Source organism: Rhizobium sp. C1 (assembly GCF_021026335.1).
In the GTDB taxonomy this organism is placed as follows: Bacteria; Pseudomonadota; Alphaproteobacteria; order Rhizobiales; family Rhizobiaceae; genus Ensifer_A.
On record NZ_JAJNCY010000004.1, the window covers coordinates 330,697 to 351,793 of the forward strand.

The window sequence follows — 21,097 nt, forward strand, 5'->3', positions numbered from 1 at the left end:
CTGACACTGTGAGTCCGTCACCTCGGAAGAGATGCAACGAAAATAGCGCTTCGCAGACCCACTCGCAAGGGGGCGTCACCAATTTGGCGTCAAATCAGCCGAAAGGCTTCACGATGACCAGGATAACAATGACGATCATCAACACTGTCGGCGCTTCGTTGAACAAACGCCAGCTGCGGGAAGTACCGATACGCTGATCGGAACCGAATCGGTTCACCGCATGCGCCATGTAGACATGCGTGCCCGTGAGCCCCATGACAGCCAGAAGCTTGAGATGCAGCCACAGACCCTGAAAGTGAAAGATTTCGATCGCCATCCACAGGCCGAAAATCCAGGATAGCACCATCGCCGGGGTCATGATGATCGTCAGAAGACGCCGCTCCATGACCTTGAACGTCTCCGAAGCCTCCGAACCGACCGTCTGGTCAAGATGGTAAATGAAGAGCCGCGGCATGTACAAAAGCCCGGCCATCCAGGAGATCACGGCAATGACATGCAAGGCCTTCACCCAGAGATAACGGTTCTGCGCATCTGCCATGAAAAGACCGAAACCCGCCGCCACAAAGACGATCAGCGCGATGCTCGCGCGCAGCGCCGCCCTGCTTCCCGACCTCGGCCTCCCGGTCGTGTTCAAATCGGGCCTCCTCGCACACGGCTGACAAGCCGTGTCACATTCGCCGGGTCGGCCTGCGGTGTAATCCCATGGCCCAGATTGAAGATCAGGGGACCTGAACCGAGTTCCTGCAGGATTGCGTCGATCCCTTCGTCCAGCGCGCGGCCGCCGGCCACGACACGCATGGGATCGAGATTTCCCTGAACTGCCCCGTCCTTTTGCAATTCCTTCGCAAACGAGAGCGGGACGGACCAGTCAAGCCCGATCGCATCAGCCTGCGTCGCCTGCCGATAGGTCTTCAGCAGATAGCCTGCTCCCTTCGCAAAAGCGATGATCTTTGCGCCGGGTCGCGCGGCGCGGACCTTGTCGATGATCCGCCGCACCGGCTTGACAGCGTAACGCTCGAACTCAACCTCACCCAGAACGCCCGCCCAGGAATCGAAAATCTGAACAGCATCCGCGCCGCTGTCGATCTGCCGGATCAGATACGCGGCGGACAGATCAGCAATATGATCCAGAAGCTTCGCAAACGCGTCAGGATGCTGATAGGCAAACAGCCGGGCAGGGGCCTGATCCGGCGTACCATGTCCAGCGATCAGATAGGTCGCAATCGTCCAGGGCGCGCCGCAGAAGCCCAGCAGTGTCGTTTCCGCGGGAAGCTCCTGTCTCAAACGCCGAACGGTCTCGTAGACAGGCTCCAGCTTGTTTCCAAGCTCGGTCTTCGTCAGAGCATCAATCTCATCGACTGAGAGAGGATCGAGCTGTGGTCCGCTGCCCTCTTCAAAACGAACATTGCGTCCAATTGCATCGGGAATCACGAGAATGTCGGAAAAAAGGATCGCCGCATCAAAGCCATAGCGCCGTATCGGCTGCAGCGTAACCTCCACCGCATATTCAGGCGTATAACACAGATCAAGGAAACTACCGGCCTTGGCGCGCGTCTGCCTGTATTCGGGCAGATAGCGTCCTGCCTGACGCATGAGCCAGACTGGCGGTGGAGTGACGGTCTTTCCCTCCAGGACGTCCATCACTTTCCGGCATGTGCCTGTGGTCACCGCTCATCTCCAATCTAAAAAATTCATTCTTAAAGAGCTTCTATTTCTTAGAGTCGGTGAGGATCAAGGATTAAAATTGACGCAACCTTCATCCACTGATCTGTCAGCGCCAACGGCATCGGTTGAAAATTTTGGCGCCGACAGCAGGAATTCTTCGGAAGATCCGATTCCGGAAATGAATTGAGATATTTAAGTGCCGCGACGCAGTGTACTTATCTGTTGATAAGTTCCGCATAAGTGAGGATAAGGTGGAACTTGTCCACAAACGCGAAATCGGCCGGAAAACTGGGATCTGGGAATCCCAAATGTGGATAAATCCGGAGTTTCCCACAGCCCCGTCGGCCGCACCGAAAACTCCTCAGTTCTCTCCCGCCTTATCAACAACAGCCCGGGATTAACGGGGATAAGCCGGTATAGGACTTGCCACTCATAGAATCGCCTACTGAGCGCTACAGATCCGACCCTATCTGCAAATTACTAACGGATGATTAACGATCTGGTTCCCTTGGACACTTCGATAGTCTTGAGTTGTCAATTCACCGTGCCAATGCGAGAAAGCCCGCATTCAATTGGCCCATAAAGACCAAGGCTCATGATAATGACAAAGGAAAAACGCCTGATTCTGGCCTCTGGCTCTCCGTTCCGAAAACAGTTGATGGAAGCGGCAGGTCTCAGGTTCGAAACTGAACCTGCCCGTATCAACGAACGCGAGATCGAAGCGCCTCTGGCGCAATCGGAGGCTCGGCCGGAAGAGATCGCGGCCGCTCTAGCCAGAGCCAAAGCCCGCGATGTGGCCAACCATCATCCGGGCGCCGTTGTCATCGGCTCCGATCAGGTCATGTCGATGGACGGGCGACTGTTTCACAAATGCACCTCCGTGGAGATGGCGCGCCAGCAACTTCGCTCGATGCGCGGACGGGCTCACCGGCTGTCGAGCGCGATCTCCATCGTCACAGACGGAGAGGAAATCTGGAAACATGTCTCTGTAGCCGACATGTCGTTTCGGGATTTCAGTGATGCGTTCCTCGATTTGTATATGGCTCAAGCAGGAGAGAAAGTCTTGCTGACGGTGGGTGCCTATAGTTATGAAGGACTGGGGCAGCAACTGTTCGAGAAGGTCGAGGGGGACTTCTTCACCATCATAGGCCTGCCCATGCTGCCGCTGCTGGCAGCGCTCAGAGACCTTGCCATCATCCCCCGCTGATTCACGTGAAACATTAACCATGCACGCATTCGTCGCCGGCCATCCGATCAATCATTCCAAGTCTCCGCTTATTCATGGAACATGGCTGAAGCGCCATGGTCTCGAAGGGACCTATCGCGCCGTTGATGTGCCGCCCGAAAATTTCGAGGCGTTTATCGCGAGCCTCAAGGGGCTAACTGCCGATTATGTCGGCGGCAATGTCACAATTCCTCACAAGGAAAAGGCTTTTGCGCTTGCCGACGAGGCGGATGAGACGACGGATTATATTGGAGCGGCCAACACGCTCTGGCGCGAAGACGGCCGGCTCAAGGCGACGAATACCGATACTTATGGCTTCGCGGCCAATCTCGATGAAAAGAGCCCGGGCTGGCAATCTCTGGAAACGGCGGTGGTGTATGGTGCGGGAGGGGCCAGCCGGGCCGTGATCGTCGCCCTTCTCGAGCACGGGTTCCGCAGCGTCCATGTGCTGAACCGGACGCTTGAAAAGGCGCGGGTGCTTGCCGACAGGTTCGGTCCGCGTGTCGAAGCGCATCAGCTTCAGGCCTTGCCGGATGTGCTTCACGGTGCCGGCCTCTTCGTCAATACGACCTCTCTCGGTCTTGAAGACAAGACGGTCCCGCAGATCGATTTCACGCGAATGCGACCCGGTGCTCTGGTGACGGATATCGTGTATGTCCCGTTGAAGACAGCCTTCCTTCAGCAGGCCGGGGTGCAGGGCGTTGCGACCGCCGACGGGCTCGGCATGCTCCTGCATCAGGCGGTTCCCGGTTTTGAAAAATGGTTCGGCGTCCGCCCGGTTGTCGACCTGGAGCTGCGTCAGATCGTCGAGACCGCGATGGGAATGCGTTGATGTTCGTCATTGGCCTCACGGGTTCGATCGGTATGGGCAAGTCGACGACGGCCGAGATGTTCCGCGCCGAAGGCATTCCGGTCAATGACGCCGATGCGGTAGTTCACGAGCTTTATTCCGCCGAGGCGGTCGCGCCTATCGAGGCTGCCTTTCCCGGTACGACGGATGGTGGCAAGGTCGCCCGCGCCAAACTTGCCGCTCATCTCGCGGCCAACCCCGATGACTTCAAACGCCTGGAAGCGATCGTCCACCCGCTGGTGCGCGAAAAGGAATTGCAGTTCCGCCGCAAGGCCGAAGAAGAGGGCCACGATATCGCCGTCCTCGACATACCGCTGCTCTTCGAGACAGGCGGAGAAAAGCGGGTCGATGCGATCGTGGTGGTCACTTGCGCATCGGAGATCCAGCGCGCCCGAGTTCTCGCACGTCCGGGCATGACGGTGGATAAGTTCGAAATGATCCTCTCTCGACAGACACCGGATAGCGAAAAACGCCGCCGGGCGAACTATATTGTCGACACCGGCGAGGGGCTGGAGACGGCACGTGCGGCAGTGCGCGACATTCTCGCCGATATCCGGGCGCGACGCCTCAGATAATCAGGACAGGAACAGGGATGCGGGAAATCATATTCGATACGGAAACCACCGGCCTGGATTCGCGCGAAGACCGGATCATCGAAATCGGTGGCATCGAGCTTGACAATCATTTCCCGACGGGGCGGACCCTGCATCTCTATATCAATCCGGCCAACCGCAAGGTTCATCCGGACGCGTTGGCGGTGCATGGGATCACGGACGAGTTCTTGGCCGACAAGCCGGTCTTTGCCGATGTGGCCGAACAGATCCTGAGCTTCTTCGAAGGCGCGAAGTGGATCGCGCACAACGCGACCTTCGATATGGGTTTCGTCAATGCGGAGCTCGGCCGTCTTGGCCTTCCGCCGATTGCGCCCTCGGAAGTCATCGACACGCTGTCGCTCGCCCGCCGCAAGCACCCGATGGGCCCCAACTCGCTCGATGCGCTCTGCAAACGCTATGGCATCGACAACTCGCATCGCGCCAAGCACGGCGCGCTTCTCGACTCCGAGCTTCTGGCGGAAGTTTATATCGAAATGATCGGCGGCCGTCAGGCAGCGCTCGGTCTGGCGGGTCCGGGACAGGTGTCGATTGAGGAAAGCGAAGCGGCCGCCCTCGCTATTGCTGGCCGCCAGAAGATTCTGGCCGACCGGGTGACGGAGGCCGAGCGTCAGGCGCATGATGCATTGGTTGCCAAGATGGGCGGCAAGGCGCTCTGGGCGCGCTACCAGTAGCCGACGAAGACAGCGCCAGCTCTCTGCGGGCGCTTGCTTCGGGATCAACGCCGCAAAAGAAAAAGCCCGGGACATCATCAGCCCGGGCTTCTTTGTTTTCAGTTCGCAGGTAGATGCGATCAGTTGGTGTTGGCGCTGACCTTGGCGCGGGCCTGTTCTTCGGCCATGCGCTGCGAGAACATCTGTGCGAAGTCGATCGGGTCGACGAGAAGCGGCGGGAAACCGCCGTTGCGCGTCACGTCGGCAATGATCTGACGGGCGAACGGGAACAGCAGGCGCGGGCACTCGATGAAGAGGATCGGCAGCATGTGTTCCTGCGGGAACCCGGAGATGCGGAAGACGCCGCCATAGGCAAGCTCGGCATGGAAGAGTGACTTGTCGCCAGCCTTGGCTTCTGCCGTCAGTGTCAGCAGAACGTCGAAGTCGTCGCCGCCGAGCGGGTTGGCATTGACGTTGACATTGATGTTGATTTCCGGAGCCTTGTCGCGAGCCTGCAGGGACTGCGGCGCACCCGGATTTTCGAAGGAGAGGTCCTTCGTATACTGGGCGAGAATGTTCAGCGAAGGAGCCTGTCCGGCGCCGTTCTGGTTTGCATCGTTAGACATGTCAGCTCCTCAAGGGATAATCGTTCGTGCGGCGATCTAACATTTCCAAGGGGGGCTTACAACCCTGCGGCCGAAGCAGGCTCTTCGACAGCGGTCAGTCGATCCGCCGGTTCCAGGGCGAATTGGGGTTCTGCTCGCGACGATATTCGTCCTCGTCCAGATCGATGACGTCGCCGGCCTCATCGTTTCTGTCACCGCCTTCAAAGGGCGACCCGGGCTCGTTGCCCGTCCTGCGGAACATGCCGGTGACGACGATCCGGTCCTTGATCAGCAGCCAGGCGGCATCCCGGACAGCAGGAATGAAAAGAAGAAGGCCAAGAAGATCAGTAACGAAACCGGGGGTCAGCAGGAAGAGACCGGCCAGCACGATCATCGTTCCATGGATCAGTTCACGCGCTGGCAAGCGTCCGGCATCCATTTCGCGTGAAAGCTTGCGGAGCACACCGATCCCCTGGATTCGCAGAAGCACCCCGCCGAGCGCCGATGAGAGAAAAATGAGACCGATGACCGGCAGCACGCCGATATAGCGCCCGACAATGATGAAGACCGCAATTTCAAGCAGCGGCAGAACGACCAAGGCCAGGGGAAGGATCGAAAATCGCATGTGGGGCGCCTTTATTGCCGCTGGAACTGTCGAAGCGACATCTAGCGTTTGAATAGCTGTGGTTTGAAGACTATATGATCTCAAGAGATAAATGAGAAACTGGTTTATAGGCCAATGGGTTCAAACGATATCGTCACGATTTTTTTCCTCGTCGCGGCAGTTGTCATCTTCATTCAGCTGCGCAACGTGCTCGGGAGAAGAACCGGCAACGAGAAGCCGCCGCACGATCCCTACACGCGTCGGGAAGCTGCCGAAGCGCGTTCGGTCGCAGATAGGCCTGCGCCCGTTGCAGCGGGGCGCGATCCGGGCGAACCGGTAAACCCTTATGCGTCGGCAGATGCCTTTACCGCTGCTGGCAGCGATCTGAACACCGGCATTCGTTCCGTCATCGACGCCGATCCGAGCTTCAACCCGACAGAGTTCATGAAGGGTGCGCGCGCCGCCTATGAAATGATCGTCATGGCCTTTGCCGAAGGCGACCGCAATTCGCTCAAGAATCTTCTCTCCCGCGAAGTCTATGAAGGCTTTGAAGCGGCCATCAAGGATCGCGAGACGAAGGGCGAGCGGATGAACTCGACCTTTGTTGGCATCAGCAAGGCCGATATGTTGAACGCTGCCATGAAGGGCACGGAAGCCTTCGTGACGGTGCGGATCGTCAGCCAGCTGATCTCTGCCACCTATGACAAGCAGGGCGCGCTGATTGACGGTCATCCCGAAGAGGTGGCTGAGGTCAAGGACATCTGGACCTTTGCCCGCGACACCCGCTCGCGCGACCCCAATTGGAAACTCGTCGGCACCGAATCGGAGCAGTGATGACATCCGGGTTCTCGCTCGAAAGACGCGGCTTCAACGATCTGGCCGGTTGGGGCGAGGACGACCCTCGGGAACTGATTGCAGCGCTCCGGCGATGCCGGGCGCATATTCTGGAAAAGAAACCCTATCGGACCGGTGCGCTGGGAATTACGGCGCAAGAACTTCTGCCGGCAATGGATGCGGCAGAAGCGCTGTGCAGCGTCGGCTCAGCCGGCGAGGCCCGTTCCTTTTTCGAAGCGCATTTCGTGCCGTTTTTCATTCGACGCGATGATGGCGGCAACGGCTTTGTGACGGCGTTTTACGAGCCGGATGTCGAAGTTTCCGATAAGCCGGATGCGGTCTGGCGCTATCCCTTCTACCGTCGGCCCGATGATCTGATCGATCTGGATGACACAAACCGTCCCGCGGCGATGGAGCGATCCTACATGTTCGGGCATCTGCGCGACGGCAAGATTTCCGAATATGCGGACCGCAAGGCCATCGATCTCGGATATCTGGATGGCCGCGGGCTGGAGATCGCCTGGGCGAAGTCCAAGGCGGATGTCTTCTTCACCCATGTTCAGGGCGCTGGACGGCTCACCTTCCGCGATGGCTCGGTCAAACGAATCACCTATTCCGCCAAAGCCGGACATCCCTTCACCGGCATCGGCCGTCATCTGGTCGAGACCGGCGAAATCGATCCCGCCAGGATTTCCATGGGGGCAATCCGCGACTGGCTCGCGTGCAACCCCGATCGGGCTGACGAGACCTATTGGCGCAATCGTTCCTATATTTTCTTCCGCGAGGAAGAGATGGGCGATCCGGCGCTTGGTCCCGTTGCCGCTGCCAAGGTGCAGATGACGCCCGGACGATCTCTGGCAGTCGATCGCAGCATCCACACCTTCGGCTGTCCCTTCTACATCGAGAGCGAAAGCCTGACCCGGCTCGATGACGGCAAACCCTTCCGTCGGCTGATGCTGGCGCTCGATACCGGCACCGCGATTATCGGTCCGGCGCGCGGCGATATCTTCACCGGCTCCGGCCCGGAAGCTGGCGATCTTGCCGGCTCTGTCCGCAACGATGCGAACTTCTTCATTCTGGTCCCCAAGGCCGCTGCGGAGCGCTACTGAGATGGCGACGAAGAAGACCATGTCGTCGGAAGACCGCATCCTCTGGGGCAAGGTCGCGCGCTCGGTTCGGGCTCTGCCGGGCCGCATGGACTTCCTTGAAGAGTTCGAGCCGGAGATACTGGAAGAGTCAATCCCCTCCGGCGGTGTCCCGATCTTCACCTCCGCCGACGCGACTTCTAACGCAACGCCAGCGAACAAGAAGCCGGATCACCGCCTTCACCCGATCGAACGCCCGGTGCAGAAGAAGATCGCCAAGGGGCGTTTACAGCTTGAAGCTCGCATAGACCTCCACGGTCTGGTGCAGAGCGAGGCGCATGCGATGCTGCTCGGCTTTCTCGTGCACGCGCATGAGCGCGGCTTGCGACACGTTCTGGTGATTACCGGCAAGGGTTCGTCCATGGGCAGTGAAGGCGCGTTGAAGCGTGCCGTCCCGCTCTGGTTCTCGAAGCCCGAGTTCCGGTTCCTGATTTCGGGCTACGAAACGGCAAGCCGCGGCCACGGTGGCGAAGGCGCACTCTACGTAAGGCTCGCGCGCAAGCCGGGTGACAAGTCATGACGCCGTTCGGGGAGGCGATGCGTGAATTGCGCCGCAAGAAGGGCGTGACGCAGAAGGAGATGGCGACCGCGCTAGGCGTCTCGCAGGCTTATCTCTCGGCGCTGGAACACGGCAATCGCAGCGCCCCGAGCTTCGATTTCATCCAGCGCGTGGCCGGCTATTTCAACATCATCTGGGATGACCTCGAAGACCTGATGCGGATCGCCGGCCTCTCGCATCCGCGTGTCGTGATCGACACCGCGGGCCTCGATGCGGCCTATACGGCGCTCGCCAACCGGCTGGCCCGCGAGATCAGAAACCTCGATCCTGAAACCCTGGCCGCTATCGACGCAGTGCTAAACGAAGCAGCGTCGCTGAAGCCTTGAAAAAGCCCCGAAAACAGCCGCTTTCCGGGGAAAAACGCCGACTCGCGTTTGGCTTCACTGCCAAAGTGCCTATAGTCGAAATGATAAATTCGTGGTGATTCGGGCAAGGCGCGGCATATCAGGCGCCCTGCCCAGAAACCGGCGGAATGGGTGCCTATTCAAGGCTGGCCTGCCGCATCGGTCGCCGGTTCATCTGGGAAAGTTTAAATGAGCGAGAATACCGACATCCAACAGGGTTCAGGCGCCGAGGAATATGGCGCAGACAGCATCAAGGTCCTGAAAGGCCTTGATGCCGTGCGCAAGCGCCCCGGCATGTATATCGGCGATACGGATGACGGCTCCGGCCTGCATCACATGGTCTATGAAGTGGTCGACAACGCGATCGATGAAGCGCTGGCCGGCCATGCCGACCGCGTGACGGTGACGCTCAATGCCGAGGGTTCGGTCTCCGTCACCGACAACGGACGCGGCATCCCGACGGGTATACACCACGAGGAAGGCGTTTCGGCGGCCGAGGTCATCATGACCCAGCTCCATGCCGGCGGAAAGTTCGACCAGAACTCCTACAAGGTCTCCGGCGGTCTGCATGGAGTGGGCGTCTCGGTGGTGAACGCGCTCTCGACCAAGCTCAAGCTGAAGATCCGACGAGACAACAAGGTCCATGAGATGACCTTCACGCACGGCGTCGCCGATGCGCCGCTCGAGGTGACGGGCGCCTATGAAGGCCGCTCCGGCACGGAAGTCACCTTCCTACCGAGCCCGGAAACCTTCACCAAGACCGAGTTCGATTACGACACGCTGGAACACCGCCTGCGCGAACTCGCCTTCCTCAATTCCGGCGTTCACATAATCCTGACCGACAAGCGCCATTCGGATATCCGCGAGACGGAACTGGTCTATGATGGCGGTCTCGAAGCTTTCGTCGCCTATCTCGACCGCGCCAAGAAGCCGCTCGTGCCGAAGCCCATCGCCATCAAGGGCGAGAAGGATGGCATCACGGTTGAAGTGGCCATGTGGTGGAACGACAGCTACCACGAAAATGTGCTCTGCTTTACGAACAACATCCCGCAGCGCGATGGCGGTACGCACCTTGCCGGCTTCCGCGGCGCGCTGACCCGTCAGGTCACCTCCTATGCCGACACGTCCGGCATCCTGAAAAAGGAAAAGGTGACGCTGAGCGGCGAAGACTGCCGCGAAGGTCTCACCGCCGTTCTGTCGGTCAAGGTGCCGGACCCGAAGTTTTCCTCGCAGACCAAGGACAAGCTGGTCTCCTCCGAAGTTCGTCCCGTGGTGGAAAACCTCGTCAACGAGGCGCTGAACCGTTGGTTCGAGGAACATCCGGGCGAAGCCAAGGTCCTGATCGGCAAGGTGGTAGAAGCGGCCGCCGCCCGCGAAGCCGCCCGCAAGGCGCGCGAACTGACGCGCCGCAAGGGTGCGCTCGATATCTCGTCGCTCCCCGGCAAGCTCGCCGACTGTTCCGAACGCGATCCGGCCAAGTCCGAACTCTTCCTCGTCGAGGGTGACTCGGCAGGTGGCTCTGCCAAGCAGGGCCGTTCGCGCGAAAACCAGGCGATCCTGCCGCTGCGCGGCAAGATCCTCAATGTCGAGCGCGCGCGTTTCGATAAGATGCTGTCGAGCCAGGAAATCGGCACGCTCATCACGGCGCTCGGCACGTCGATCGGCAAGGACGAGTTCAATGCCGAGAAGCTGCGCTATCACAAGATCATCATCATGACCGATGCTGACGTGGACGGCGCGCATATTCGCACCCTGTTGCTCACCTTCTTCTTCCGCCAGATGCCGGAACTGATCGAGCGCGGCCATCTCTATATCGCCCAGCCGCCGCTCTATAAGGTGACGCGCGGGAAGTCCTCGCAATATCTGAAGGACGAAAAGGCGTTCGAGGATTACCTCATCAACGCTGGCCTTGACGATTCCGTCCTCCAGCTCGGTACGGGTGAAGCCCGCGCCGGTCAGGATCTGCGCGAAGTCGTCAACGATGCGCTGCGCTTGCGCGCGCTGATTGACGGCCTGCATTCGCGCTATAACCGCAATGTGGTCGAGCAGGCGGCGATTGCCGGCGCACTGAATGTCGAACTGGTCCAGAATCAGGCTGCGGCCGAAAACACGGTCGCCGAAGTGGCCCGCCGTCTCGACCTCATTTCCGAAGAGACGGAGCGCGGCTGGACCGGCCATGTCAATGACCAGGGCAATCTGGTCTTCGAACGCATGGTCCGCGGCGTCAAGGAAGCCGCCATTCTCGATATGGCGCTTCTTGGCTCGGCCGATGCACGCCATATCGACCAGATGCATGCGCGCCTCAAGGATATCTACGCGATCCCGCCAGTCCTGCGCCGCAAGGAGGGGGAAACCCAGATCATCGGGCCGCGCGCTCTGCTCGACATCATCTTCGGCGCCGGCCGCAAGGGCATTGCGATGCAGCGCTATAAGGGTCTCGGCGAAATGAATGCCGAGCAGCTCTGGGAAACCACGCTTGATCCGAACGTTCGCTCGCTCCTGCAGGTCCGGGTCAACGATGCTGTCGATGCCGACGGTCTCTTCTCCCGCCTCATGGGCGACGAAGTGGAGCCGCGCCGCGACTTCATTCAAGAAAACGCACTCAGCGTCGCCAACCTCGATATCTGATCGGAAAGAATCCGGCTCAGAATCCGGCAAACAAAAAAGCCCGCCTCTGAAAGATCAGAGACGGGCTTTTGCATGTTCAGGTCAATCAGGCGACGAAAACGCCGTTGCCGGCAATGTCGGAAAGCGGCTTGCGCGGGCTCGGAGCTTCGCGCTCCTGCAGACGCTCGGGAAGGGCATCCTTTTCGCCGCGGGTGCCGATGGCGATGCCCACTTCCAGGCGGTAGGACGAAGGAACGTTGAAGATCTCCATCGCCTTGTCATGCAGCACACCACCCATCGCATGGGCGTGGTAGCCGAGCAGATGCGCCTGGAGAGCCAGCGACATCCAGGCAGCGCCTGCATCGAAGGCATGGCTGTAGAAAGGCTTTTCCTCGCCCGAGTCCGACGTCACCGTCTTCTGCGAGAAGATGAAGACGAGAGCCGACGCATTCTTGGCCCACATGGCATTGAACTCGATGAGTGCGGACGCAAGCTTTTCGAATTCCGGCGTGTCGCGATGCGCATAGACGAAGCGCCAGGGCTGCGCGTTCATGGCGGAAGGAGCAAACCGCGCGGCTTCGAGGATCGTCATCAGATCCTTGTCGGAAATCGCTTTCGGAACGAAGGAGCGGGGGGACCAGCGGTTGGTAAAGAGAGGATCGACGGGAAATTCTGACTGACGCGACATATCTATTTGCCTTGTCTTGATGTGAAGCCTTGGGGTGAATGACGTTTGAAAACTGCCTCATGAATGCCGGCGGGAGGAGCCGATACGAGGCAGGCGGACCTTAGTTCCATTCCTCAAAGCTGGGAAGAGTGTTGCAGCGCAACACCGTTCACTGATTCGTCATCGTTCAAGCCTGAGCGATATAATGACGGCAAGGCAATTCGTAAGCTGCCACCTGAATTCATTGAAAACAGAGGTCAATCCATCCCTAGTTCTGCTCCATAATCTTGATTGTTCGGAAAGGGAAAAGTGCTAGGCTTGAACAATAGTCCGGTGCAGTGCGTTACGACATCTGTGATCCGGCAAGAAAGGCACGGCTGATGTTCTATCAGATGTATGAGTTCAACCACGCGGTCATGGCCCCGTGGAGAGCAGCGGCAGAGGCGATGCGTGTAGCCTACCGCAACCCCTTCAACCCTCTCTCGCTGACCGCTTATGGACGCACGATGGCCGCAGGCTTCGAGGTCTTCGAGCGTGCCACGCGCCGTTATGGCAAGCCCGGGTTCGGCCTGCACCATACGGTTATCGGAGATGAGGAAGTCTCCGTCCACGAGAAGATCGTGTGGAAGAAGCCCTTCTGCAATCTCCTGCATTTCGAGCGCGTGCTGCCGCAGGGTGCGGAGCGAGGCCCGAAACTGCTGATGGTCGCGCCCATGTCCGGCCATTATGCCACGCTGCTGCGCGGGACGGTCGAGACCATGCTGCCGCATGCCGATGTCTACATTACCGATTGGGTAGATGCCCGCATGGTGCCGGTTCAGGACGGCACGTTCGATCTCGATGATTATATCGACTATGTCATCGATATGATCCGCTTCCTCGGCCCCGATACGCATCTCATGGCCGTCTGCCAGCCTTCCGTTCCGGTGCTCGCCGCCGCCGCCGTGATGGCGATGGATGACGATCCGAACGTGCCGGCCTCCATGACGCTCATGGGCGGACCGATCGATACCCGCAGCAACCCGACGGCCGTCAATCGTCTGGCTGAAAACAAGCCGATCGAATGGTTCGCCGAAAATGTCATCATGCAGGTTCCGTGGCCGCAGCCGGGTGCCATGCGCCTCGTCTATCCCGGCTTCCTGCAATTGACCGGCTTCATGTCGATGAACCTCGACCGCCACATGACGGCGCAAAAGGATTTCTTCTTCCATCTGGTCAAGAACGATGGCGAGCCGGCAGAGAAGCACCGCGAATTCTATGACGAATATCTCGCCGTCATGGACCTCACGGCAGAATTCTATCTCCAGACGGTCGATACCGTCTTCATACGCCACGCGCTGCCGAAGGGCGAGATGACCCATCGCGGCCGTCCGATCGACCTGAAGGCGATCACCAAAACGGCGCTGATGACGGTTGAGGGCGAGAATGACGACATTTCCGGCGTCGGGCAGACCGCGGCGGCGCAGACGCTCTGCTCGTCCATCCCGGACGGCATGCGGATGCATTATCTGCAACCGGATGTAGGTCACTATGGCGTCTTCAACGGCTCCCGCTTCCGCCGCGAGATCGCACCGCGAATTCTCAACTTCATGAAGGCAAACGCGCTGGAAAATCGTGCATCGACCGCCGAAGCGCCCCGCGTTGTCAAAGGCCGCTTCACACGCAAGACCTGAAGCAGGGGCGGGATTAGAGCGAAATCCTTGAGCGTTTCGCAGCGCTTATCCGGTTTCGGCCCGGATCGTCTTGAAAGCGATCCGGGCCTTTCCCACTTCGTTATCAGTGAGATCGCATGGGGCGGTCTCCTTGAAAAAACGAGGTTTCTTCAATGAACCAGTCTGCCTGGATCCGTCCGGAATGGAATCCGGCGACCATCGCGCTCATGGTATTGGGTTTTGTCATCTTCTGGCCGCTTGGCCTGGCGATGCTCGCCTATATCCTCTTCGGCGACCGTTTGCATGAGTTCAAGCGCGAAGCGAACGCCACCGTCGATCGCGGCTTCGAGACCATGCGCCGCTACACGGGCGGCAAGGGCTTCAGCCAATATGCCGGCGGAACCGGCAATGCAGCCTTCGACGACTGGCGCCGTCAGGAGTTGGAGCGCATCGAAAACGAACGCCGCAAGCTCGACGAGGCCCGCCGCGAGTTCGATGAATATGTGAGCGAACTGCGCCGTGCCAAGGATCAGGAGGAATTCTCCCGGTTTATGCGCGAGCGCAATGCCCGCAGCGGCGGTGACGCGAATGGAACGACCGGCAATTGATCCGTCTGATCGATCGAAAGGACCGGCCTTCGTCCGAAGGCCGGTTTTTTCGTGCCGGAAGCCTGGCCGAATCGGCTAAACATGCGGTGACCACAAGACAAAGACCTGAGATGTTTTTCAGACGATCCAAACCCGTAGAGCCACAGCAGAGGACGGTCAGCGTCGCCGGCCGCGCCATTCCGCTGACGATCCGCAGCGATCGGCGCGCGACGCGGTTGACGCTGCGCATCGAGCCGGGTGGCCGGGCGCTCAAGATGACGGTGCCGCTCGGCGTGCCGATCCGCGATGTCGAGGATTTTCTGGAGCGTCACCACGGCTGGATCGCAACGCGGCTCTCGAAGCTTCCGAGCGAAGGTGGCTTGCGTGAGGGCGGGCAAATGATGCTGCGTGGCGTCAGCCACCGCATCGTGCTGACGGGCAAGCTCCGCGGCCTCACGGAAAAGTCGCAGATTGATGGTGACCCGGTGCTTCTCGTCAGCGGTGAGCCCCAACATTTGGGTCGCCGCCTCTCCGACTTTCTCAAGAAGGAAGCGCGCCGCGATCTGGAAGAACTGGCGCGCTATCATGCCCGCATCAGCGGCAAGCGCATTGCCTCGATCAGCATGAAGGACACGAAAAGCCGCTGGGGCTCCTGCAGCCACGATGGTAACTTGAGCTTCTCCTGGCGCATCGTCATGGCGCCGCCCTCGGTCATAGACTATCTCGCCGCCCATGAAGTGGCGCATTTGACCGAGATGAACCACGGCCCGCGCTTCTGGGCGCTCTGTGAAAAGCTCTGCCCCGGAACGAGCGAAGCCAAGGCCTGGCTGAAGCGCCACGGCTCTGCGCTTCACGCGATTGATTTCAGCTGAACGGAACGTTCTCCAAGCCTCATATAGCGCAATGCGATCAGTCCATAACGCAATTTGGCTCGACTCTTTTGCCGTTTCATGCGAGTGCCAACAGCCATGACATTCTCGATCAAGATCTGTGGTCTCAAGACGCCCGAGGCGGTGGAACTGGCTGTCCGCCGCGGCGCGACCCATATCGGTTTCATCTTCTTTGCCAAGAGCCCGCGCTATGTCGAGCCGATGGATGCGGCGCGGCTAGCCGAAGCTGCGCGTGGTAAGGCGAAGATCGTATCTGTGACGGTGGATGCCGACACTGATTTCCTGGATGAAATCGTAGATCAATTGCAGCCGGATATCCTCCAGCTCCACGGTCACGAGTCCGTCGAAGAAATCCTCCGGCTGAAGGCTTTTTATGCCCGGCAGGTCATGAAGGTATTTTCCATTCGCGATTCCGATGATCTCGCCCGGATCGATCCCTATATCGGAGTGGCGGATCGCTTTCTGCTCGACGCCAAGGCCCCCAAAGGCTCGGAACTGCCCGGCGGCAACGGGGTTTCGTTCGACTGGTCGCTGCTCGATAAGCTTGACGCCGACGTCGATTACATGCTTTCCGGTGGGCTCAATAAGGACAATGTGGCGGACGCCATCCTGCGCACTCGTTGTTCCGGCATAGATGTATCTTCAGGTGTCGAAAGCGCTCCGGGCGTCAAGGATCTGGACAAGATGAATGAGTTTTTCGATGCGGCCGACCGCGCGATCGCGATGCGCAAGGGCCCTGGGAGAGTAATGTGAACGAGACGCCAAAGCTGAATTCCTTCCGCGCCGGTCCCGATGAGGACGGCCGTTTCGGTATCTATGGCGGCCGCTTCGTGGCCGAAACGCTGATGCCGCTGATCCTCGATCTCGAGGCCGAGTTCAACAAGGCCAAGACCGATCCGGAATTCCAGGCGGAGCTCGCTCATCTCGGCACGCATTACATCGGCCGTCCGAGCCCGCTCTATTTCGCCGAGCGCCTCACGGCGGAGCTTGGCGGCGCGAAGATCTATTTCAAGCGCGACGAGCTGAACCACACCGGTTCGCACAAGATCAACAATTGCATCGGCCAGATCCTGCTCGCCAAGCGCATGGGCAAGAAGCGTATCATCGCTGAAACCGGTGCCGGCCAGCATGGCGTGGCTTCGGCGACCGTTGCCGCCCGCTTCGGCTTCCCCTGCGTGGTCTATATGGGCGCAACCGACGTCGAGCGTCAGGCTCCGAACGTCTTTCGCATGAAGCTGCTCGGCGCTGAAGTGAAGCCGGTGACGGCTGGTCACGGCACGCTGAAGGATGCGATGAACGAGGCGCTGCGCGACTGGGTCACCAATGTCGACGACACCTATTACATCATCGGCACCGCTGCCGGCCCGCATCCCTATCCGGAAATCGTCCGCGAATTCCAGTCGGTGATCGGCAAGGAAGCCAAGGAACAGATGATGGCGGCCGAAGGCCGTCTGCCCGACATGCTGGTCGCGGCCGTCGGTGGTGGCTCGAACGCCATCGGCCTCTTCCATCCCTTCCTCGACGACGAGTCGGTCAAGATTGTCGGCGTCGAAGCCGGCGGCAAGGGCCTTGACGGCGAAGAGCATTGCGCGTCGCTCACGGCCGGCTCGCCCGGCGTTCTCCACGGCAACCGCACCTATCTGCTGCAGGACAGCGACGGCCAGATCAAGGAAGGTCACTCGATCTCCGCCGGTCTCGACTATCCCGGCATCGGCCCGGAACACTCCTGGCTCAAGGATACCGGCCGCGTCGAATACGTGCCGATCATGGACAATGAGGCGCTCGACGCCTTCCAGATGCTGACCCGCACGGAAGGCATCATCCCGGCGCTGGAGCCAAGCCATGCGCTGGCCGAAGTCATCAAGCGCGCGCCGAAGATGGACAAGGACCAGATCATTCTGATGAACCTCTGTGGCCGCGGCGACAAGGACATCTTCACCGTTGGCAAGATTCTCGGAATGGGGCTCTGATCGTCATGACCGCACGTATGGACAAACGCTTTGCCGATCTGAAGGCTGAAGGCCGTCCGGCCCTCGTGACCTATTTCATGGGCGGCGACCCCGATTTCGAAACGTCGATGAAGATCATGCAGGCGCTGCCGAAGGCGGGCGCCGACGTGATCGAGCTCGGCATGCCCTTTTCCGATCCGATGGCAGACGGCCCGGCGATCCAGCTGGCTGGTCAGCGCGCGCTGAAGGCCGGGCAGAACCTCGCCAAGACTATCGACATGGCCCGCCGCTTCCGCGAAACGGATCAGGATACGCCGATCGTGCTGATGGGCTATTACAACCCGATCTATATCTATGGCGTCGAGCGTTTCATCGAAGACGCCCTCAAGGCTGGTATTGACGGCCTGATCGTCGTGGATCTTCCGGCCGAAATGGATGACGAGCTTTGCATCCCGGCCGTTGCGCGCGGGCTCAACTTCATCCGCCTGACAACACCGACGACGGACAACAAGCGCCTGCCGCGCGTTCTCCAGAACTCGTCCGGCTTTGTCTATTATGTCTCGATGAACGGCATCACCGGTTCTGCCCTTCCGGACCCTTCGCTGATTGCCGGCGCTGTTGCCCGCATCAAGGGGCACACCGAACTTCCGATCTGCGTCGGCTTCGGCGTCAAGACAGCCGAACATGCCCGCCTCATCGGTGCATCTGCCGATGGCGTTGTCGTCGGCACGGCCATCGTCAACCAGATTGCGCTGAGCCTCACCAAGGACGGGCAAGCGACGCAGGACACCGTGCCGAGCGTTGAAACGCTGGTGCGCGGGCTGTCGACCGGCGTTCGTGCCGCCCGCCTTGCTGCTGCCGAATAAGCACGATTTAAAGCAATCCCAGCGAAAGTGGACACCAGTTTCGCGTCCGGGATTGTGTAGAAACAAACAGATGGAGCGTTTCAGTATTTCAATGAAACACTGAAACGCTCTAGATCCAGAACAAGGAGTTTCACCCATGAACTGGCTGACCAATTACGTTCGTCCGCGCATCAACTCGATGCTGGGCCGCCGCGAGGTTCCGGAAAACCTCTGGATCAAGTGCCCGGAAACGGGCGAAATGGTCTTTCACAAGGACCTTGAGGAAAACCAGTGGGTGATCCCCGCGTCCGGCCATCACATGAAGATGCCGGGCAAGGCGCGTCTCGCCTGGTTGTTCGACAACGGCCAGTATGAGCTGATGTCGCAGCCGAAGGTGGCGCAGGACCCGCTGAAATTCCGCGATTCCAAGAAATACAGCGACCGCCTCAAGGACAGCCGCACCAAGACCGAGCTGGAAGACACGATCCTTGCCGGCGTCGGCACGATCAGCGGCGTCAAGGCCGTCGGTGTGGTCCACGAGTTCGAGTTCATGGGCGGCTCGCTCGGTACCGCTGCCGGCGAGGCCATCATCGCCGCGTTTGAAAAGGCGATTGCCGAAAAGTGCCCGCTCGTCATGTTCCCCGCTTCGGGCGGCGCGCGCATGCAGGAAGGCATCCTCTCGCTGATGCAGCTGCCGCGCACGACCGTCGCGGTCGAGATGCTGAAGGAAGCAGGCCTGCCTTACATCGTGGTTCTCACCAACCCGACCACAGGCGGCGTCACCGCTTCTTATGCCATGCTGGGCGACATCCACATTGCCGAGCCCGGGGCTCTGATCGGCTTTGCAGGCCGCCGCGTCATCGAGCAGACGATCCGCGAAAAGCTGCCCGAAGGGTTCCAGACAGCGGAATATCTCTATCAGCACGGCATGGTCGACATGGTCCTCCATCGCCACAAGATCCCGGAAACGATCGGCCGCATTCTTTCGATGTTGAGCGAAGGCATGAAGTCCAAGGCGGCCTGAGAGCCGCGAATTGCGAGCAACCGTGAGCCAAGCCGCACTGGAAATCGACAAGCTGATGGCCCTTCATCCGAAGGGCTTCGATCTTTCGCTGGATCGCATCCGCCGGCTTCTTGACCGGCTCGGCAACCCCGAAAAGCGCCTGCCGCCGGTGATTCATATCGCCGGCACCAACGGCAAGGGCTCCACATCGGCCTTCTGCCGCGCCCTTCTCGAAAGCAAAGGGCTTTCGGTCCACGTTCATACCTCGCCACATCTCGTCAACTGGCATGAACGCTATCGTCTCGGCCGCAAGGGCGGGCGGGGCGAGCTGGTGGATGATGAGACCCTGGCCCACGCCATCCGCCGTGTCGGCGACGCCAATGCCGGCGAATATATCACCGTCTTTGAAATCCTGACGGCGGTCATGTTCTTGCTCTTTGCCGAACATCCGGCAGACGCAGCGATCGTCGAAGTTGGCCTCGGCGGCCGTTTCGATGCAACGAATGTCATCGCAAATCCTGCTGCCTGCATCATCACGTCTATTTCGCTGGATCACATTGCCTATCTCGGAGACCGGGTCGAACTGATCGCTGCTGAGAAGGCCGGAATCATGAAGCGTGGCCGTCCGGTCGTCATCGGGTATCAGTCGGAGAGCCCCGCGCTGGACGTGCTGGTCGAAACCGCGGAACGTCTCGGCTGCCCGCATGCGGTCTTCGGTCAGGATTATCTCGCCTTCGAGGAATTCGGCCGTCTGGTCTATCAGGATGAATTCGGCCTTTCCGACCTGCCGTTGCCGCGGCTTCCCGGCCGTCATCAGTATGGTAACGCCGCCGCCGCCGTCCGTGGTGTCAAGGCTGCAGGCTTCGAACTGGATGATGCGATCATTGCCAATGCGCTGAAATCCGTTGAATGGCCTGCGCGCATGCAGCGTCTGCCGGAAGGCAGGCTCGCAGGCGTCGCACCCGCTGGCGCGGAAATCTGGCTCGATGGGGGGCACAATCCGGGTGCCGGCGTGGTCATCGCGGAGGCGCTTGCGGAGCTCGAAGAAAAACAGCCACGGCCGCTTTTCATGATCGCCGGCATGATCAACACAAAAGATGCGACCGGCTTTTTCCGCGCCTTCACTGATCTGGTTGAGACCGTCTTCACGGTTCCGGTTGATCAGTCGGAGGCGAGCGTCGACCCGGTGGCACTTGCGACCGACGCCCAGAATGCGGGCTTGATGGCGCGGCCGCGCTCTTCTGTCGAAGAGGCATTGAAAGAAATTGCGGCGCTGGTCGAACCCGGAGAGGAACCGCCGCGCATTTTCATCGGTGGCTCGCTTTATCTCGCAGGATCGGTGCTGCGAGACAACGGGACGCCCCCGAACTGAAAAACAAAAAAAGGCCCGGTCGATGCCGGGCCTTTTCGCATTTCCATGGTCATCTGAAATCAGGCAGCGCCGTTGATCCAGGCCGACAGCTGCGACTTCGGACGCGCGCCGGTCAGCTGGTCCGCCATTTCGCCGCCCTTGAACATGGCCAGCATCGGAATGCCGCGCACGCCGAAGCGGGCAGCGATTTCCGGGTTTTCGTCGACATTGATCTTGGCGATCTTCACCTTGCCGGCAAGTTCGGTCGACAGCTCTTCAAGCGCCGGCGCGATCATGCGGCAAGGGCCGCACCATTCGGCCCAGAAATCAACAACGACGGGCTCGGCGGACTGCAGAACCTCTGTCTGGAAATTGGCATTATCGACCTTGACGGTGCTCATAGGGGAAACTCCTGAACGAATCTGGTTATGCCATCATGTATGCCTGCGGG

Annotated in this window: 23 protein-coding genes; 17 read left to right on the plus strand and 6 right to left on the minus strand. The window is 59.8% G+C overall.

The genetic code is table 11. From position 1 onward, the window contains the following. Positions 1-94: 94 nt before the first annotated feature. Both hemJ and hemE read right to left on the minus strand, forming a co-directional pair. Positions 95-634 (minus strand): protoporphyrinogen oxidase HemJ, encoded by a 540-nt coding sequence (gene hemJ / locus LQK83_RS11710; protein ID WP_230837582.1) that lies wholly within the window; start codon positions 632-634, stop codon positions 95-97. Then, a complete protein-coding gene (hemE, locus tag LQK83_RS11715) occupies positions 631-1,641 on the minus strand; it encodes a uroporphyrinogen decarboxylase (RefSeq protein WP_230837652.1) in 1,011 nt (336 codons plus the stop codon). Before hemE ends, hemJ begins: the two co-directional genes overlap by 4 nt. Positions 1,642-2,266: 625 nt before the next feature. On the opposite strand from hemE, the gene LQK83_RS11720 reads away from it, so the two are divergent. From LQK83_RS11720 to dnaQ, 4 genes are read left to right on the plus strand one after another with little or no spacing between them, the layout of a single operon-like run. Then, positions 2,267-2,872 carry a Maf family nucleotide pyrophosphatase gene (locus LQK83_RS11720; protein ID WP_230837583.1) on the plus strand — a complete coding sequence of 202 codons (606 nt, stop codon included), beginning with the start codon at positions 2,267-2,269 and terminating at the stop codon, positions 2,870-2,872. 19 nt (positions 2,873-2,891) lie between these two features. Next, positions 2,892-3,722, plus strand: coding sequence for a shikimate dehydrogenase (locus tag LQK83_RS11725; RefSeq protein WP_230837584.1), 831 nt, complete (start codon positions 2,892-2,894; stop codon positions 3,720-3,722). Next, positions 3,722-4,315: a dephospho-CoA kinase gene (gene coaE, locus LQK83_RS11730; RefSeq protein ID WP_230837585.1), complete on the plus strand. Its 594-nt coding sequence runs from the start codon at positions 3,722-3,724 to the stop codon at positions 4,313-4,315. Before LQK83_RS11725 ends, coaE begins: the two co-directional genes overlap by 1 nt. A 17-nt stretch (positions 4,316-4,332) precedes the next feature. Next, entirely contained in the window at positions 4,333-5,025 is a 693-nt protein-coding gene (gene dnaQ / locus LQK83_RS11735) for a DNA polymerase III subunit epsilon (protein ID WP_230837586.1), read from the plus strand. 119 nt (positions 5,026-5,144) lie between these two features. Here dnaQ and secB read toward each other — a convergent pair whose 3' ends face one another. Together secB and LQK83_RS11745 are read right to left on the minus strand one after the other, a co-directional pair. Next, a complete protein-coding gene (gene secB, locus LQK83_RS11740) occupies positions 5,145-5,630 on the minus strand; it encodes a protein-export chaperone SecB (RefSeq protein ID WP_109856264.1) in 486 nt (161 codons plus the stop codon). A gap of 94 nt (positions 5,631-5,724) precedes the next feature. Further along, the gene (locus LQK83_RS11745) at positions 5,725-6,234 is read right to left on the minus strand and encodes an FxsA family protein (protein WP_230837587.1); all 510 of its coding nucleotides are present in this window, start codon (positions 6,232-6,234) and stop codon (positions 5,725-5,727) included. A gap of 114 nt (positions 6,235-6,348) precedes the next feature. Between LQK83_RS11745 and LQK83_RS11750 the strand changes: the two genes are divergently transcribed. From LQK83_RS11750 to gyrB, 5 genes are all read left to right on the plus strand, one after another. Further along, positions 6,349-7,047 carry a Tim44/TimA family putative adaptor protein gene (locus LQK83_RS11750; protein ID WP_230837588.1) on the plus strand — a complete coding sequence of 233 codons (699 nt, stop codon included), beginning with the start codon at positions 6,349-6,351 and terminating at the stop codon, positions 7,045-7,047. Continuing rightward, on the plus strand, positions 7,047-8,156 hold the full coding sequence (gene mltA, locus LQK83_RS11755) for a murein transglycosylase A (protein ID WP_230837589.1): 1,110 nt from the start codon (positions 7,047-7,049) through the stop codon (positions 8,154-8,156). Before LQK83_RS11750 ends, mltA begins: the two co-directional genes overlap by 1 nt. Before the next feature lies 1 nt (position 8,157). Beyond that, entirely contained in the window at positions 8,158-8,712 is a 555-nt protein-coding gene (locus tag LQK83_RS11760; protein ID WP_230837590.1) for a Smr/MutS family protein, read from the plus strand. Further along, entirely contained in the window at positions 8,709-9,077 is a 369-nt protein-coding gene (locus tag LQK83_RS11765; RefSeq protein ID WP_230837591.1) for a helix-turn-helix domain-containing protein, read from the plus strand. Before LQK83_RS11760 ends, LQK83_RS11765 begins: the two co-directional genes overlap by 4 nt. A gap of 207 nt (positions 9,078-9,284) precedes the next feature. Next, complete coding sequence (gyrB, locus tag LQK83_RS11770; protein ID WP_230837592.1) at positions 9,285-11,723, plus strand: DNA topoisomerase (ATP-hydrolyzing) subunit B; 2,439 nt, start codon at positions 9,285-9,287, stop codon at positions 11,721-11,723. Positions 11,724-11,808: 85 nt separating this feature from the next. On the opposite strand, the gene LQK83_RS11775 is transcribed toward gyrB, so the two are convergent. Continuing rightward, the gene (locus LQK83_RS11775) at positions 11,809-12,390 is read right to left on the minus strand and encodes a nitroreductase family protein (RefSeq protein WP_230837593.1); all 582 of its coding nucleotides are present in this window, start codon (positions 12,388-12,390) and stop codon (positions 11,809-11,811) included. 359 nt (positions 12,391-12,749) lie between these two features. Here LQK83_RS11775 and LQK83_RS11780 point away from each other — a divergent pair, with 359 nt between their 5' ends. From LQK83_RS11780 to LQK83_RS11815, 8 genes are all read left to right on the plus strand, one after another. Then, positions 12,750-14,042, plus strand: coding sequence for a polyhydroxyalkanoate depolymerase (locus LQK83_RS11780; RefSeq protein ID WP_230837594.1), 1,293 nt, complete (start codon positions 12,750-12,752; stop codon positions 14,040-14,042). Between the two features lie 152 nt (positions 14,043-14,194). Beyond that, the gene (locus LQK83_RS11785; RefSeq protein WP_230837595.1) at positions 14,195-14,629 is read left to right on the plus strand and encodes a DUF2852 domain-containing protein; all 435 of its coding nucleotides are present in this window, start codon (positions 14,195-14,197) and stop codon (positions 14,627-14,629) included. A 110-nt stretch (positions 14,630-14,739) separates the two neighbouring features. Beyond that, positions 14,740-15,480 (plus strand): M48 family metallopeptidase, encoded by a 741-nt coding sequence (locus LQK83_RS11790; RefSeq protein WP_230837596.1) that lies wholly within the window; start codon positions 14,740-14,742, stop codon positions 15,478-15,480. A gap of 96 nt (positions 15,481-15,576) precedes the next feature. Beyond that, entirely contained in the window at positions 15,577-16,251 is a 675-nt protein-coding gene (locus LQK83_RS11795) for a phosphoribosylanthranilate isomerase (protein ID WP_230837597.1), read from the plus strand. After that, a complete protein-coding gene (gene trpB, locus LQK83_RS11800) occupies positions 16,248-17,468 on the plus strand; it encodes a tryptophan synthase subunit beta (RefSeq protein WP_230837598.1) in 1,221 nt (406 codons plus the stop codon). The genes LQK83_RS11795 and trpB overlap by 4 nt, the downstream gene beginning before the upstream one ends. 5 nt (positions 17,469-17,473) lie before the next feature. Continuing rightward, on the plus strand, positions 17,474-18,313 hold the full coding sequence (gene trpA, locus LQK83_RS11805) for a tryptophan synthase subunit alpha (protein ID WP_230837599.1): 840 nt from the start codon (positions 17,474-17,476) through the stop codon (positions 18,311-18,313). 136 nt (positions 18,314-18,449) lie between these two features. Further along, a complete protein-coding gene (gene accD, locus LQK83_RS11810; protein WP_230837600.1) occupies positions 18,450-19,316 on the plus strand; it encodes an acetyl-CoA carboxylase, carboxyltransferase subunit beta in 867 nt (288 codons plus the stop codon). A 55-nt stretch (positions 19,317-19,371) separates the two neighbouring features. Then, positions 19,372-20,667: a bifunctional folylpolyglutamate synthase/dihydrofolate synthase gene (locus tag LQK83_RS11815; protein ID WP_230837653.1), complete on the plus strand. Its 1,296-nt coding sequence runs from the start codon at positions 19,372-19,374 to the stop codon at positions 20,665-20,667. 59 nt (positions 20,668-20,726) lie between these two features. Here LQK83_RS11815 and trxA read toward each other — a convergent pair whose 3' ends face one another. Continuing rightward, positions 20,727-21,047: a thioredoxin gene (trxA, locus tag LQK83_RS11820; RefSeq protein ID WP_109856249.1), complete on the minus strand. Its 321-nt coding sequence runs from the start codon at positions 21,045-21,047 to the stop codon at positions 20,727-20,729. Positions 21,048-21,097 lie beyond the last annotated feature (50 nt).